We start from the raw sequence: 13,385 nt of genomic DNA, 5'->3' as shown, positions 1-13,385 counted from the left end.
GTATTTAGCCATGCCCAGCATTTTTGGGAAAATAGTTGTTCCATCGTTAGTGGGTACTGCTATTAATTCGGGCTTATTTGAATTATCAGCCATTTTTTTGAGCGCTTAGTAACCGAACGTATTTTTTAAAATAAAAATGCTCGGTAAAATTATCGAAGCCAGTTTTATTCAAAATCTCTTTCCAATTTCTCTCAATAAAATCGAAAGCGTATTTGCATTCTATTTTTTTAAAGATAAAGCGGTGAAGGCCGGGCATTTTATCCATGTCAAATTCTGCAAAATCGAGAATATGGAAAGTACCGCCGGGTTTTAAATGATCAAAAGCATTTTGAATTACAGTACTGCGAATTTCATGCGGGAAACCATGGATAACAAAACTGATAAAAATCGTATCATATGTTTTTTGCAAATTAAATGGAATATCAACGCGTTGGTTTATAAAGTCTATTCGTTTATCCCCTTCAAATTTTCGCTTAAATTGCTTTTCCATATGCTCCGAAATGTCTAATCCTGTAATATGGCCTTTCTCCTTCAGATAGCCTAACATCAGTTTGGCATTTCTGCCGGTTCCGCAACCTAAATCAAGTATTTGGTCATCGGGCAGGATACCCATGTCGCTAATAGCTTTTTTTATGAATCCATTGTACAGCCCTATTGAACCTATATTCATTACCTTATCGTAATTTCGGGCGACAAATTCTTTGAGTTCAACCCCGGAATCGGGGTAAATTTTTTCATTCATATCCATTATTTTTAATGTTAAATATCTTTAAAAACCCTTGTAAGGGAAAAGCCGGGGGCATCAACCTGTAAATCGAGAAAATACCCGAAAGGCGTTTGATGTACTTCATAACCGGCATTTTTCATACGTTCCTCCACCCTGTCAAAAAAATGCTTCGTAAAATCAGTCTCGGCTTTGCTGTCCGAAAGGTGTGCAAACGAGTGCAGAACAACTTCTTTTACCTGGTTTTTCCCGCATATCCATTTCAGGTTTTTTACCAATTTTGTTTCAACATCTTTATCTCTTTCAACATCTTCCTGTTCAACCTGTATAAAGGCTGTTTGAACATTTTCGAAATGCGCCGGCAGGTTATTTTCAAATGCATCGTCGACCGTTTTTACAGTTGGTGTGTAAACAAATTTCTTACATCGGATCGTAGTGTTTTAATAAATTCTCTAAAACCTTTAATTTTCGATGTTGAGGGGATATTTTCTTTTATCTTCCAAAACCCTCCCGATGCAATCAGAAGTAATGATGCCCCCGCGAATAACATAAATGCAAAATTTACCGGATATGCCGAAGAGTTCAATATTTTCTTAGCCAGAAAGGATGAGGACAAAACGACAATTCCCACAATGATCTGTTTGGTAGAAAAGAACACTTTTCTTTTATCTTCATTCACAGTTTTCCCCAGATATCGGTATAACTGATGTTGGTATAAGCGCCGCCCAGCGAAAAAATCGAGATGAATAAAAAAATAAGCCAGAGTATCCATTTCAGTTGGTGACCGTGAAAAAAAATAAAATGAATCCCGGGGCAAAAAGTGAAAGTATGCGTGAATTAATGCCCAGAAGCAGAAATTTCTTTTTAAAGGGTTTATTGCTGATGTAAGGGGCAAAAAACAATTGGGTGAAACTTGACCCATCCAACATGTTGGCGGTCATGATGCCAACATGAAAAGCCTTTCCACCCGATTCGACAAGCATGGCAGGAATAACCGTATCAACATCCATAAAATTTTGGGCCAGACCCAGAAAACGGGCACGCCACAAAAAGGCATAAAAATTATGGGTCGATGTGTTTCGTGATGCGGTCATCTTTTGAATTTTCTCAGGTAGTAATTATGGCCACTATATTGTAGCTTTTCAATGAGTTTATCTTCAATTAGTGAGTCTAAGAAATTGTTGTTTGTTTCAATAGTGAGGTCGGTATGTATTAATTCGTCACGAGAATCATTTAAGCCTTTTATTAGCATGGTTTCGGTTACCAGTTTGCCGGAGTATTGCTTTGCAAAAGAACTTATTCCACCGGCAATTTCATTCAGGTCCAGATGTTTGTGTGGTTAATTTGTTTTTTCGGTACCCGGTATGCCCAGCATAAAATGTTATAGATTTAACCAATTACCAATACCAATCCTTTAAGAATGATTTTGTTTCCTCCCAGGATAAAATCACGATCCTTCGCTGTAAGAAATGGCGCATCCAATGTCATTTTAATTACATTTCATCTTTTTGCTTTAATTATCACAAAACTTCCTTTACCAAAGCCATTTTCAGGTTGCTGGATTTCTTTAATATCGTCGAGCGCTCCAAAAATGGTCTGGCAGGTTTGTTCATTTGTAAAATCACTATCCCACAATAGTTTATAGATATCTTCCGTACTGAAAAAGTTAGCATCTTTATAAAAAAGGCTGTTTTCTTTTCCCCGAAGATATAGTTTCCCAACCGGGCTGTTTTTATCAACAAATGCCACAATAACTTCCCCACCTGGTTTCAGAATTCTCTTTATTTCCTGAAACGTTTTCCGGGCATCGTCAACAAAACAAATGGTAGTTACCATTACAGTAAAGTCAATGCTTTCATCTTCGTAGGGAAGGTTTTCGGCAATACCCTCAATTGCATTAATTCCTCGTTCAATGGCTTTTGTACGCATATTTGCAGAAGGGTCGCACCCTTCCTTAATTCCTAAAGCAGAAGCAAAAAGCCCGCTGCCAACGCCAATTTCGACACCCCTTCCCTTGGATGGCAGAACCTTACGGATGGCTTCTATTTCCGACAGGAACGCAAAATGATGATCATCAAACGGTTATGGGTTAAACCATTGGGGCTGAAACCCTCAAATGGACCTTGCTTCTTGAGCTACATAGCAAACCGGCAAGGGTGGTTTCTTCCTTTTTCGTTTTTTTCAGCATATAGTAAAATATATTAGTGACCGTTTCGCTCAGCCTGTCTTCAGATGCTAATATATTATACAGCTTGATAAGACAATTGTCAAAATGAATTTCGAGTTTGATTAAGTCTTCAATGGCCATTGTACACCCTGCATGGACCTCATTGAGGCACTCAGCGATCTGATTTGATAATTTTTCACAGGGAAAATCCAGATAACAATTCATTGCCTCTGCGATTTTCCTGTGTTTCTCAAGATAATCCTCACGAGACTTTTCAAGTTCATACAGGTCAGAAATTAATGATCTCATTTTGTCATCTTCTGTCTTTTCATAAATCTCACGGTACAGTTTAGCTACCTGTGCATGATACGACTGAATCTGTCCGATGATCTCACTTTTTGGTTTATACATGATTTCCCCCTTTCTTTATTGAATGAGCTTCGGTCGTTGAGACCGAATGTGCTGTTTAAAAACAGCCATATACAAAATTACAACCTTTATATGGTTAATTATAAAGGAGTTAGGGGTTTTTAGAATAAATAAAACATTGAGATTTATCAAATTATTTATTGAGCTGAAAAAGCACAATCAGCTCCCGGTATTACTTTGGCCTCTAAAATTGGCTTTATGAAGCCTGACCGGCCCTTCATTTTTTAAAGGAGTTTTTCTATTTTCGATATGGAGCCAAACGAGGGTACGGGAATTCCAGTTGCAGATTACCCTTTTTGGTTTATATCTTCTAACAATTTCAGGTTCTTGATCTCAATTCTTTTCCCTTTTAGTTCAATTATATTTTCATTGTTAAATTCGGATAAAATCCGGACAACGCTTTCCATCGACATTCCTGATAATTCAGCCAAATCGTTTCTGCTGATATGAGAAAACACATCGATTGCTTTAAATTCTTCCTGATTCAAATATAGCAACGTATTTGCAAGCTTGCCATTCAATTGCCTGAGGCCTAAATTTAAACATTTGGTCAGCATAAGGTTGTAGTCTCTACAATACCAGCTAGAGAGCTGACGGGCAAAATCACAGCACTGATTAATTAAATCTTTAATACTTTCACGGTCAATGGAACAAACCCGGGTTTCTTTCAATGCAGAGGCAGAGAAATAATAGGTGTCGTCACCAAACAAAGATGTCAATCCAATGAAATCCTTTGATTTAAGCAGTTTTATAATAATATTTTTGTCCGGGCTTTCTATATATACTTTTACCAACCCATCTATAATATATAATATATCGGTTACATGGGATCCTTCTTTTATAATTGTTTCTCCCTTGTTATAAGGAATATGGGTTTTTTGTAGATTGAAGAATTCTTCTATTTTTTTTATTTTTTGAATAAAACAATCAGAACGGGCATAACAATCGTTACAATTCGTTTTTATTACATATCTGTCCATTTCAGAAGCGATAGTTGAGATATCAATATGTAATTCCGTTTAAATACTTATTTTTGGATTATAAATATACAATTTTGATTAATACGTCATCACTTTTATTTCATAAAAAGGCCAGGGAATAGAAAGAAAATAAAGATCAATTTTTGAGTTTTTTAGCCGAAGTGATCAGCGCTTCAAAATAGAGGGCAAATGGACGATAAGCCAGGTGAGACCATTTTGAAAAAGGAACTTCGATCATAAGCATCGGGAACAGCACCATAAGATGAAAAACATACACATAGTAGGTTGGATAAGGCATCCCGTTGACTCTGAAGATATGAACAAGTATTCCTGAAACGGTTGTCAATAGAAGCAATACTAAAAACGTCCAGTCGGTGACATGGGTTTGTTTGCTTTTTTCTGATTTTTTACGGAAGCGTTGCCAGAGAAAGTAAACAACACCGATGATCAGGCCAAGTGTTGCATAGTATCCCAGCAATCGCTGAGGATGAATCCAGGGATGGATGATATCGGTTTGAAACCAGCCCAGGAAAACAACAATCATGATGAACATGATTACATAACTGCTCATCAGAAACCAGTGAATGATCCAATAGGGTTGTACGGTAAATTTTTTGCCACTACGCAAAGTATCGCATTTTGAAAATTCAATTTGAGAGGCAAAATGCAGGATTAATTTCCAGAATTCTGTGAAATAAAGTTTAAAAGGTATCCGCACTCCCTTGTTATTCCGCAGGATCTTCAGGTACATGTTACCAATGTTGGTAAGCAGGAAAAAACTCAATAGCCCGGCCATGATCCAGTCCCCTATTTCAATCTGTTTCCAGGGTGCAAAGGTATTTAACTTAACCCCACCCTGGTCTGTTAGTTCGGTTGTCATGGGCCCATGGAAGAGTACGAAAAGCACCAGAATAATAGCTGCCAGGAAAATAATGGAACCGAACTCCCATAATTTTGATGTATAGAGTTTGTATCCTAATCCTGTCCAATCGTATCTGGCAGTCAGGTATCTTCTGAGCCCCATCATTAACTGGGCAGGTTGGGCATTCTGGGGGCAGGTTTCGGAGCATTCCCCGCAATAGTAGCAGAGCCAGGGTTTTGTTGAAGCCTCAATATCCTTTTCCAGCCCAAGAACACTGAACCGCACCATTTCTCTTGGGAATGAATTCTGTTCTGTTGAGAGGGAACAAACCGCCGTACAGTTACCGCAATTGTAGCAGGCATTGAACCCTTCCACACCAAATTTTTTCAGTTCCGTTGAAAACTTTGGATTGATATTACTCATGCGCTGTGCCCTTTAAACGATAATAAAAATATTCATCCCTGTCATCCAGAACAGCTTCTGCAATTTCATGAAATTTTCGCAGCGTCATCAGATAGAAGGTGACCACATCCGATGAAAGGCCTGTCTCTGCGGCAATTTCCGGAATGGTTTTATCACCGGACTCCAGGGACTTTTTAATCAGTTTCCTGATCCTGAGGTACTCTTTACTCTTGTTTCGGGTAATTTCCGAAACATCTCTCATCTTTTTGATCGTATCGATTGTCTTCGACATATTGGGTAGTATTCACTGAGGCATTGATGATTCAATCAGCCAGGGCTTCGATCATTGTTTCGATTTCTTTGTCGGAATACCCGATGAGCTCGATAGCATTTTCCGGACACACAGGCAGGCACATCCCACAACCTTTGCATTTGGATTCGGTCACCACTGCCAGTTTTTTACCATTCTTCATAACCATTTCCAAGGCACCATACGGACATACTTCAATGCATTTACCGGAAGCGGAGCAGCGATCTTTATGGATGACAGCCTTGGTGGGTTCAAGAATGATTTCTCCTCTTTTAAGGAGAGCATTGGCTTTTGCCGCCGCGGTCAGGGATGACCTCACGGCTTCCGTAATATTGAAGGGGGCCTGGCAGGCTCCGGCAATATAGATCCCATCAATAACTGTTTCCACCGGTTTGAGTTTCGGATGAACTTCGTTAAAGAATTTATCACGTCCGATGGGTACTTTTAAGACATCGGCAATGGTGTTGTTTTTACGCGGGCCCATGCCTGTTACTAACACGACCAGATCGGCTTTAACGTTCAGATCCATATGGTTGGTCAGCAAATCATTGGCTGTGACAATGGTTTCATTCTTGTGAATTTTAACTTCCGGAGGTGAATCTTCAGGAAATTCAATGAAAATATCACCATGGGATGCTGCATCATTATAAAGGATCTCCTGCTTGCCATAGGTCCGGATGTCCTTATTAAAATGAAAGTTATGAATTCCTTTGTATTTTGACCTGACAAGGGAAGCAGTATGAATGGCAGAGGTACAGCAATACCTGGAACAGTGCTTTCTAGTGCCGTTTGTCTGACGACTTCCCACACAATAAATATAGGCAATGTCCCGGATCATTTTTTTCTTATAGGCCAGCTTTTCGGGGCTTAATTCGATCAATCGCTTGAATTGCTGAAGCGTGATAACGTTTTCTATTTCCTTGTAGGCAAATTCACCGGGTTCAGGTTCGTATGGGTCAAAGCCGGTGGCAAGGAGTATAGCCCCGACATTTAAGGTTAGAATCTCTTCTTTTTGATTAAAATCGATCCCTTCGAAGACTTTTTCACAGATACCGCACCGGGTACAGTTTTCTTTATCAATGACCGGGCATTTCGGAAATTCGCTTTTAAAATTTTTAAAAATCGCTTTTCGTGTGGTTATCCCGAAATTAAATTCATCAGGAACCTCCACGGGGCATAATTCAATGGCCTTTTGAAGCTGCCGTTCAAATTCCAATTCATCTTTCTTTTGGCATTCTGTGTTGATGAAGCGGGGGCGAATGCGTATTTTTACCTCAAAACCGCCTACTCTTCCTGAATTGGAGATGATATCTGCTCCTGTAAACAGGGTTATGTTCTTCCTGTCTTTCAGTTCTTTGTACAATCGGGTGACGAGTTCCTGGCCTGTTTCATTGGTCGTAAAAAGTGTATTCCACTGGGAAGTTCTCCCCCCAATGAAAAATTCACGTTCGATCAGGTAAACATGCGTTCCCATATCCGTCAGTTCAATCGCTGCCCTCAAGCCGGCAACACCGGCTCCAACAACCAATACTATGTTTTCAGCAGGAATGACGGGATTGGTAAGTGCCTGGGAATACCTGACCCTGCCCACCGCAGATTTGACAACCTGGATAGCTTTCACCGTGGCACCCTTCGGATCATTGGAATGTGCCCATGAAACCTGTTCCCGGATATTGGCCTGGACATAGTTGTACGGATTCAATCCTGCACGTTCAGCCACATTCCGGAAGGTGAAAAGGTGAAGCTTCGGGGAGCAGGATGCTACGACAATGGCATCCAGGTTATTCGCTTTGATATCGTCGATGATTTCCTTCTGGGAGGAGTCGGCACAGGCAAACATCATGGTTCGGGCACTGACCACTCCTTCTTCCTTTTCAATGATGCTCCTGACTTGTTCCACATCTACATAATCAGAAATATTGGATCCGCATTGGCAAATATAAACCCCAATCCGATTTTTCATTGAAAGACCCTCCTAAGATAAGATGCAGTTTGCGAAGAAGCAGCCCCTGCCGATACAATTGAATCAGGAATATCCATCGGACCGGAAGCGGTACCCGCAACATACACACCCTCAATGGATGTTTGTGACGGATTGGCAAGTTCATCGGTCTGTTTAATAAAACGGAACGAATCCAGTTCAAGATTCTGATTCCTGAAAAGACCTTCAGGTAACTCATTGGGTACTATTCCGACGGAAAGCACCACCATGTCGTGTCTGGCTTCTTTCACTCTTCCCTTTTCAATATCTTCATACCGTATGATCAGATCCCCATGGGGGTCCTCGCGGATCAGGCCGATTTTCCCTTTGATAAATTCCACCCCCATTCCTTTGGCCTGCATGTAGAACTCTTCGAATCCTTTACCGAAAGCCCTGATGTGAAGATAATAAATCGTGATATCTGCCATGGGAAGGGCACCCATAAGGAGCTGTGCCTGTTTGATGGAGTACATGCAGCAAACCTGTGAACATATCGGATTGCCAACCGTGACATCCCTGGAGCCGGTACAAAGGACATAGGCAATGTTATCGGGCATTTTACCATCTCCCGGCCTTAAAACAGCGTTAAAAGGCCTGGTGGGTACCAGCTGCCGTTCCATTTGCATGGAGGTGACCACATTTTTGAATCTGCCAAATCCATAACGCTCTATCTTTTGTGCATCAAACAGGTTAAACCCAGAGGCTATCACCACTGATTTGACCGTAAAATGCAATTCCTCGATTTCCTGGGTAAAGTCAATGGCATCTGCAGGACATGCTTTCTCACAGGCACCACAAAGAATACAATTTTCTATATCAATTACGGCCACCCTTGGATTGGCAATGCTGAACGGAACATAAACAGCCTTTCTTCCGACCATGTCCCATTGAAATTCATCCTGAACCACCACCGGGCATTTTTCCTCACATAACTGGCAGCCCGTACAGGCGGATTCTATGACATAGCGTGGTTTCTTTTCAACAACAATGTTAAATTGATGCTCCGACATCTTTTCAATCGAACGGACTTCACTGTAGGTGAGGATATGGATGTTCGGATGCCTTGCTGTTTCGGAAACCTTGGGTGTTGTGATGCAGGCTGAACAATCAAGCGTGGGGAACACTTTGCTCAGATGGATCATCTTTCCACCGAGCGACAGGTCTTTCTCTACCAGCAGGATGCTAAATCCTGAATTTGCCAAATCCAATGCAGATTCCTGACCGGCAATTCCGCCTCCGATCACCAGTGCATCAAAAAGAGTCTGTGCGTCTGTAGTCATGATGGGATCGCCTGATTTTTCTGGTTTTCTGAAAGATGATCATTGAAGTTCTTCATGTGCCGGGCAAACGCCTCTGCGCAAACCGAACAGATGGCGGCCATTTTCAACCGGGCAGGATCCATTCCCCTGGCCTTCATGATCTCATGTGTTCCGGCAACAATATCCCCGGTCAGTCTTTCGCAGTGACTGCTGAATGGGCAATCACTGCCATCCGCTGCGATAAACACCCCATCAAAACCTTTGTCGAATGCATGCAATATCCATCTGGGTTTTATTCCACTGGAGCAGGGCAAGGTTATCATATACACACTGGATGGATAATGGATTTTTAGAAGCCCTGCCAGGTCGATGGCTGGGTCTGAAATTTTTTCTGTCGAGAAAACCAGAATCCTGGGCTTGTTGCTTGCCATTACCGTTATTTCTTCAGGTAAATCTTAAAGTATCCTGACTCTTCAACGGCACCCAGGAAAGTATACCCTTTCTTTACAGCCCATTTGGGCACATCATTTTTAGTAGCCTCGTCGGATGAGAGTATTTCCATAATATCACCCTCGGCAATTTCACCTATTGCTTTTTTTGCTGCAAGGAGCGGGCCCGGACATGCTGTTCCGCGTGCATCCACCACTTTTGCAATCTTCAAATTTTTGATGTCTTCACTTGTCATTTTTATCTCCTTTTTGTTATTAAATGAATAAATGTACATCGGCTTCCTGAGCCGCAGTCATGTAGGAACCGATTCCCACAATGTCATCGGCTAAATCGATAAAGTCTTCCAGCTTCTCACCTCCCCAGATCTTGCCCGCAAGCCCGCAAATATGGATCTTTACATTGGTCAGTTCCTTTGCCTGCCGGAAGAACTCAACCCATGTGCAGACCTTCAGCTTGGCAAGCGATTCCATAAACTCATCCTTAAGATGCGGGTATTCAGCCATGGATAATTTGGAGGCATCATCTCCAATTTCCTTTTTAAAGGCCCTTGCACCCTGAAGTAATACATAGATATCGACGTCCATATCATCGGCAGCTGCCCCGCTGAGTATGATGCCGGCCGCCGTTAATTTATCAATGCTCCCAGAAAAAAGAGCCATACATAATTTTTTGTTTTCCATAGCTATTGTGTTTAAAATAACAATGACAAAATTGGATAATCTTTCTTTTGCACCTTTAAATCCCCATGTGCAAACGGCCACATCTGGGAGTGAAAATTCTTTGAAATAAATGTGACTTATTTCACATCCAAAGTATTAACTTTGTTCAATAGATACCAGTCTGCTATGGCTTATTATGGTAAAAATAATAACAAATGCCTGAACTGTATCATGAGATCCTCTTCCATAAAGGTACTGAATGAAACAGAATTGGTCACTTTATGCGATAACAGCGTCAATATTCAATTTAAAAAGGGTGAACTTATCATCAAACAGGGTGCTTTTACGACCAATGTAGTTTTTATCCAATCAGGATTAATTAAGATCCATTTGAAAGGACCACTGGAAAGAGATGGAATCATGAAAATTGAAAAGGGACCCATCTTTGCCGGTATCTCCGCCATTTTTGCCGACCGTACGCATAAATATTCCGTAACCGCATTAGAGGATTGTGATGCTTGTTTTATTGATATTACTGCTTTCAGGGAATTTATAGAACATAACGGAAAATTTGCACTGGAAATAATAAAAATCCTTAGCAATGATCTGGTGGTGCATTTCAGGCGTTGTGTCAATAAAACCCAAAATCATTCAATGGCCAGTTTTGCCGAGGCCTTGCTTTTTTTTTCTGATTATATTTTTGAGAGCGATGATTTTCAGCTACCACTGACCCGCTCTGAACTTGGAGAATTTATCGGAACTACCCGGGAAACCATTACACGAATGATTCATGATCTTTCCCAGGACAGGATCATTCAGGTTAATTCAAAATCCTTGCAGATTTTAAACAAAAATATTCTCTATAAGATCAGCAATACCACTAAGGGTTAATTTACCAAAAATCCCAGGAATATCTTCCCCCAATGGGATTACCAGAATGATTGGAACAAAAATACACAAGTTTATCAACCCAAAAAAGCGGGCTTCCTTATAAAAAAGGCTTTTATCCTTCTCAATGAGGTATTGTTTTGCTATACGGCTGTCTTTGTCAAAATAACCCAGTATAAACACCTCATTTGATTTTAAAATACGGTGAACTTCACGGATGGATTGTTGCGGATCGTCAACAAAACAAATGGTTATTACCCTCAATTCAAAGTCAAAAATTTCGTCCTGATAAGGAAGGTCTTCGGCAATACCATCAATGACATGTAATTTCCCGCTTAAGGGCTTTTACCCGCATCCTGGTTGAAGGATCACATCCCTCCGTAATACCCAAAGCGGAGAAGCAAAGACTCCGCTCCCAATAACAATTTCAACACCTCTGCCAGTATCAGGCAGAACATTACGTAATGCTTCAAGCTCGGATAAAAACACAAAACGATGATCATCGAACCATTGTTCGTATTCAGAAATATACGTATCAAATGGTGCTGTTTTTGCCATAACCTTATGAGCCTCTATTGTTGATGATTTGACAGATCCTTTCCCCGGCAAATGGATTACTCTGCTCATTCATCATGTTCATATAAATCCAGAATGTATTCACCGGCATGGTTCAACCTGGCAACAATATTGTCCCGCTCCAACCTGATCCTGCCAAAAAATCACCAAACTCCCAGTAACGCATGGGATAATGACAACATAAATATTACTGAGGAAAAAAACCTTTCTCTGATCGTTTTACAGGAGCGATCACGCTTGTTCAGCTTTTCGTTTCCGTCTCCTTCTCCAAATCACTCAACCGCTTTTCGATCTCCTTTTGTTCTCGTTTGAGCGCATCTGCATCCGCTTTCAGCATTCGGATCTCTTCCTCCCTGCTTAGGGCACGATCCCTGTATAGATTTCCGGCGTATCCGGGGAAAGAAGCCCCGTAAGATTGAGCCCTGCCCCATCCTCCTCCCCATCCACGGCCTCCTCTGAATCTCCTCCCTCCAAAGCCAAAACCCCTTCCCATTCCGCCGCCTTTTACATACCCGGGCGTGTCATATCCCGCGCAAAATCCAAGTTCTCTTCCGGTCATGGAACCCTGTCCCATGGGGCCGGTACGATCTCCTCGTGGCATAATTGTTTGTTTTTAATGGTTAAACCTCTTTGTTTCCCGTAAATCGGTCTATCTTTCAACTTCGTGTTTTAAACTTTACGATTACAAAGATAATACATTAAATGAACTTATGTTCATTTAATTCAATTTTTTTTAAATTACTGATATGAATTCCAGGGCAAGCCCTGAACCTTAATTCCGGGGCAAGCCCCAGAGAATTTACCCATTTACCCCTCCCCCGTCCCCACCCCTGCTGGCAGGGGAGGGGTGCAGGGGTGGGGTACATTAAAACCTTAACACATCACCCGTTTTAAGGAGGTTGGTTTTAAAAACCTGGTGAAAAACCGAACGAACGGGTGGAGTAGTACAATGCGCCGGATAAACGTGTTTGACATCATTCTTCATCAAATAGCTGATGGTCTCTTTTGTTTGCCTGTCGTTCCTTTTCAGGTGAAATCCTCCGAGGATGCCGTACACCCTGTTATCACCGGTCACTTCCTTTGCATGATCCAGTGTATTGACAATCCCGGCATGGCCGCAACCCGTAACAACGAACACTCCGTGGGGAAGCAACAGGGCAATGGCGCTGTCGTCCATTATAAAGTCGGGGATGCCACCTTCAAGGATATAGGGTGTTCTTTTTGATTCAAAATCGGTAAAACGGGGTATCTCTCCAAGAAAAAATATTTTTTTACTTATTTTACACGGAGTTGCTGTTGTCAACAGCTCAAATTTAATGCTGATTTCGTCTTCGCCACAATTTAATCCAATATAGGAATTGTCTGATTTCCTGTATCTTTTCACAAAGCACCCCGGATGACATACCAATTTCCCGCCTGGAAGACAGCAAAGTCCATTACCATGGTCATAGTGGCCATGGCTGAGTACAATGATATCGATCGCGGTCATGTCAATGCCCATGGTCAGAGCATTCCTTAAAAACAGATCGCTTTGCCCTGTATCAAAAAGCAACCGAACCCCATCGTATTCAATCAGGTAAGATAACCCATGCTCTCCTGGAGAATGCTCTCCTGGATTGTCATCGATCAGAATTGTAATGACCATTTCCATATTTTCTGAGGTAAGACGCATGGCCCCCTTCAGGGCAACTTTTCGAT

At 41.4% G+C, this 13,385-nt stretch carries 16 protein-coding genes; 1 reads left to right on the top strand and 15 read right to left on the bottom strand.

The genetic code is table 11. The annotated features are described in order from the left end of the window. Nucleotides 1–85 precede the first annotated feature (85 nt). From PKI34_08500 to PKI34_08445, 12 genes are all read right to left on the bottom strand, one after another. Nucleotides 86–742, bottom strand: coding sequence for a class I SAM-dependent methyltransferase (locus tag PKI34_08500; protein ID HNS17846.1), 657 nt, complete (start codon nucleotides 740–742; stop codon nucleotides 86–88). 755 nt (nucleotides 743–1,497) lie between these two features. Beyond that, nucleotides 1,498–1,818, bottom strand: coding sequence for a hypothetical protein (locus tag PKI34_08495; GenBank protein HNS17845.1), 321 nt, complete (start codon nucleotides 1,816–1,818; stop codon nucleotides 1,498–1,500). 406 nt (nucleotides 1,819–2,224) lie between these two features. Beyond that, complete coding sequence (locus PKI34_08490; protein HNS17844.1) at nucleotides 2,225–2,761, bottom strand: class I SAM-dependent methyltransferase; 537 nt, start codon at nucleotides 2,759–2,761, stop codon at nucleotides 2,225–2,227. Between the two features lie 52 nt (nucleotides 2,762–2,813). Next, on the bottom strand, nucleotides 2,814–3,302 hold the full coding sequence (locus tag PKI34_08485; GenBank protein ID HNS17843.1) for a hypothetical protein: 489 nt from the start codon (nucleotides 3,300–3,302) through the stop codon (nucleotides 2,814–2,816). A gap of 305 nt (nucleotides 3,303–3,607) precedes the next feature. Then, a complete protein-coding gene (locus PKI34_08480) occupies nucleotides 3,608–4,300 on the bottom strand; it encodes a Crp/Fnr family transcriptional regulator (GenBank protein ID HNS17842.1) in 693 nt (230 codons plus the stop codon). 136 nt (nucleotides 4,301–4,436) lie between these two features. Beyond that, entirely contained in the window at nucleotides 4,437–5,585 is a 1,149-nt protein-coding gene (locus PKI34_08475; GenBank protein ID HNS17841.1) for a 4Fe-4S dicluster domain-containing protein, read from the bottom strand. Next, the gene (locus tag PKI34_08470; protein ID HNS17840.1) at nucleotides 5,578–5,856 is read right to left on the bottom strand and encodes a hypothetical protein; all 279 of its coding nucleotides are present in this window, start codon (nucleotides 5,854–5,856) and stop codon (nucleotides 5,578–5,580) included. Before PKI34_08470 ends, PKI34_08475 begins: the two co-directional genes overlap by 8 nt. Before the next feature lie 31 nt (nucleotides 5,857–5,887). Continuing rightward, nucleotides 5,888–7,774, bottom strand: coding sequence for a CoB--CoM heterodisulfide reductase iron-sulfur subunit A family protein (locus tag PKI34_08465; GenBank protein ID HNS17839.1), 1,887 nt, complete (start codon nucleotides 7,772–7,774; stop codon nucleotides 5,888–5,890). Nucleotides 7,775–7,833: 59 nt separating this feature from the next. Then, nucleotides 7,834–9,135 carry a CoB--CoM heterodisulfide reductase iron-sulfur subunit A family protein gene (locus PKI34_08460; GenBank protein HNS17838.1) on the bottom strand — a complete coding sequence of 434 codons (1,302 nt, stop codon included), beginning with the start codon at nucleotides 9,133–9,135 and terminating at the stop codon, nucleotides 7,834–7,836. Beyond that, nucleotides 9,132–9,545, bottom strand: coding sequence for a hydrogenase iron-sulfur subunit (locus PKI34_08455; protein HNS17837.1), 414 nt, complete (start codon nucleotides 9,543–9,545; stop codon nucleotides 9,132–9,134). Before PKI34_08455 ends, PKI34_08460 begins: the two co-directional genes overlap by 4 nt. A gap of 5 nt (nucleotides 9,546–9,550) precedes the next feature. Next, nucleotides 9,551–9,799, bottom strand: a complete 249-nt coding sequence (locus PKI34_08450; protein ID HNS17836.1) for a sulfurtransferase TusA family protein — start codon at nucleotides 9,797–9,799, stop codon at nucleotides 9,551–9,553. A 19-nt stretch (nucleotides 9,800–9,818) separates the two neighbouring features. Then, complete coding sequence (locus tag PKI34_08445; protein ID HNS17835.1) at nucleotides 9,819–10,244, bottom strand: DsrE/DsrF/DrsH-like family protein; 426 nt, start codon at nucleotides 10,242–10,244, stop codon at nucleotides 9,819–9,821. Between the two features lie 111 nt (nucleotides 10,245–10,355). On the opposite strand from PKI34_08445, the gene PKI34_08440 reads away from it, so the two are divergent. Beyond that, nucleotides 10,356–11,114, top strand: coding sequence for a Crp/Fnr family transcriptional regulator (locus tag PKI34_08440; GenBank protein HNS17834.1), 759 nt, complete (start codon nucleotides 10,356–10,358; stop codon nucleotides 11,112–11,114). Nucleotides 11,115–11,456: 342 nt separating this feature from the next. On the opposite strand, the gene PKI34_08435 is transcribed toward PKI34_08440, so the two are convergent. The 3 genes from PKI34_08435 to PKI34_08425 form a co-directional block, all read right to left on the bottom strand. After that, nucleotides 11,457–11,738 (bottom strand): hypothetical protein, encoded by a 282-nt coding sequence (locus PKI34_08435; protein ID HNS17833.1) that lies wholly within the window; start codon nucleotides 11,736–11,738, stop codon nucleotides 11,457–11,459. Nucleotides 11,739–11,928: 190 nt separating this feature from the next. After that, nucleotides 11,929–12,288, bottom strand: a complete 360-nt coding sequence (locus PKI34_08430) for a DUF5320 domain-containing protein (GenBank protein HNS17832.1) — start codon at nucleotides 12,286–12,288, stop codon at nucleotides 11,929–11,931. A gap of 264 nt (nucleotides 12,289–12,552) precedes the next feature. Further along, a complete protein-coding gene (locus PKI34_08425; protein ID HNS17831.1) occupies nucleotides 12,553–13,332 on the bottom strand; it encodes an MBL fold metallo-hydrolase in 780 nt (259 codons plus the stop codon). Nucleotides 13,333–13,385: the final 53 nt, after the last annotated feature.

Source organism: Bacteroidales bacterium (assembly GCA_035342335.1).
Lineage (GTDB): Bacteria > Bacteroidota > Bacteroidia > Bacteroidales > JAGONC01 > JAGONC01.
The sequence above is the reverse complement of the archived record's forward strand: the minus strand, read 5'-3'. Positions and strand labels throughout refer to the sequence as shown.

Coding starts and splice junctions, on each gene's coding strand:
- PKI34_08470 (HNS17840.1), bottom strand. CDS start 5,856: ATGTCGAAGACAATCGATACGATCAAAAAGATGAGAGATGTTTCGGAA.
- PKI34_08485 (HNS17843.1), bottom strand. CDS start 3,302: ATGTATAAACCAAAAAGTGAGATCATCGGACAGATTCAGTCGTATCAT.
- PKI34_08445 (HNS17835.1), bottom strand. CDS start 10,244: ATGGAAAACAAAAAATTATGTATGGCTCTTTTTTCTGGGAGCATTGAT.
- PKI34_08495 (HNS17845.1), bottom strand. CDS start 1,818: ATGACCGCATCACGAAACACATCGACCCATAATTTTTATGCCTTTTTG.
- PKI34_08435 (HNS17833.1), bottom strand. CDS start 11,738: ATGAGCAGAGTAATCCATTTGCCGGGGAAAGGATCTGTCAAATCATCA.
- PKI34_08480 (HNS17842.1), bottom strand. CDS start 4,300: ATGGACAGATATGTAATAAAAACGAATTGTAACGATTGTTATGCCCGT.
- PKI34_08450 (HNS17836.1), bottom strand. CDS start 9,799: ATGACAAGTGAAGACATCAAAAATTTGAAGATTGCAAAAGTGGTGGAT.
- PKI34_08500 (HNS17846.1), bottom strand. CDS start 742: ATGAATGAAAAAATTTACCCCGATTCCGGGGTTGAACTCAAAGAATTT.
- PKI34_08460 (HNS17838.1), bottom strand. CDS start 9,135: ATGACTACAGACGCACAGACTCTTTTTGATGCACTGGTGATCGGAGGC.
- PKI34_08475 (HNS17841.1), bottom strand. CDS start 5,585: ATGAGTAATATCAATCCAAAGTTTTCAACGGAACTGAAAAAATTTGGT.
- PKI34_08455 (HNS17837.1), bottom strand. CDS start 9,545: ATGGCAAGCAACAAGCCCAGGATTCTGGTTTTCTCGACAGAAAAAATT.
- PKI34_08425 (HNS17831.1), bottom strand. CDS start 13,332: ATGGTCATTACAATTCTGATCGATGACAATCCAGGAGAGCATTCTCCA.
- PKI34_08430 (HNS17832.1), bottom strand. CDS start 12,288: ATGCCACGAGGAGATCGTACCGGCCCCATGGGACAGGGTTCCATGACC.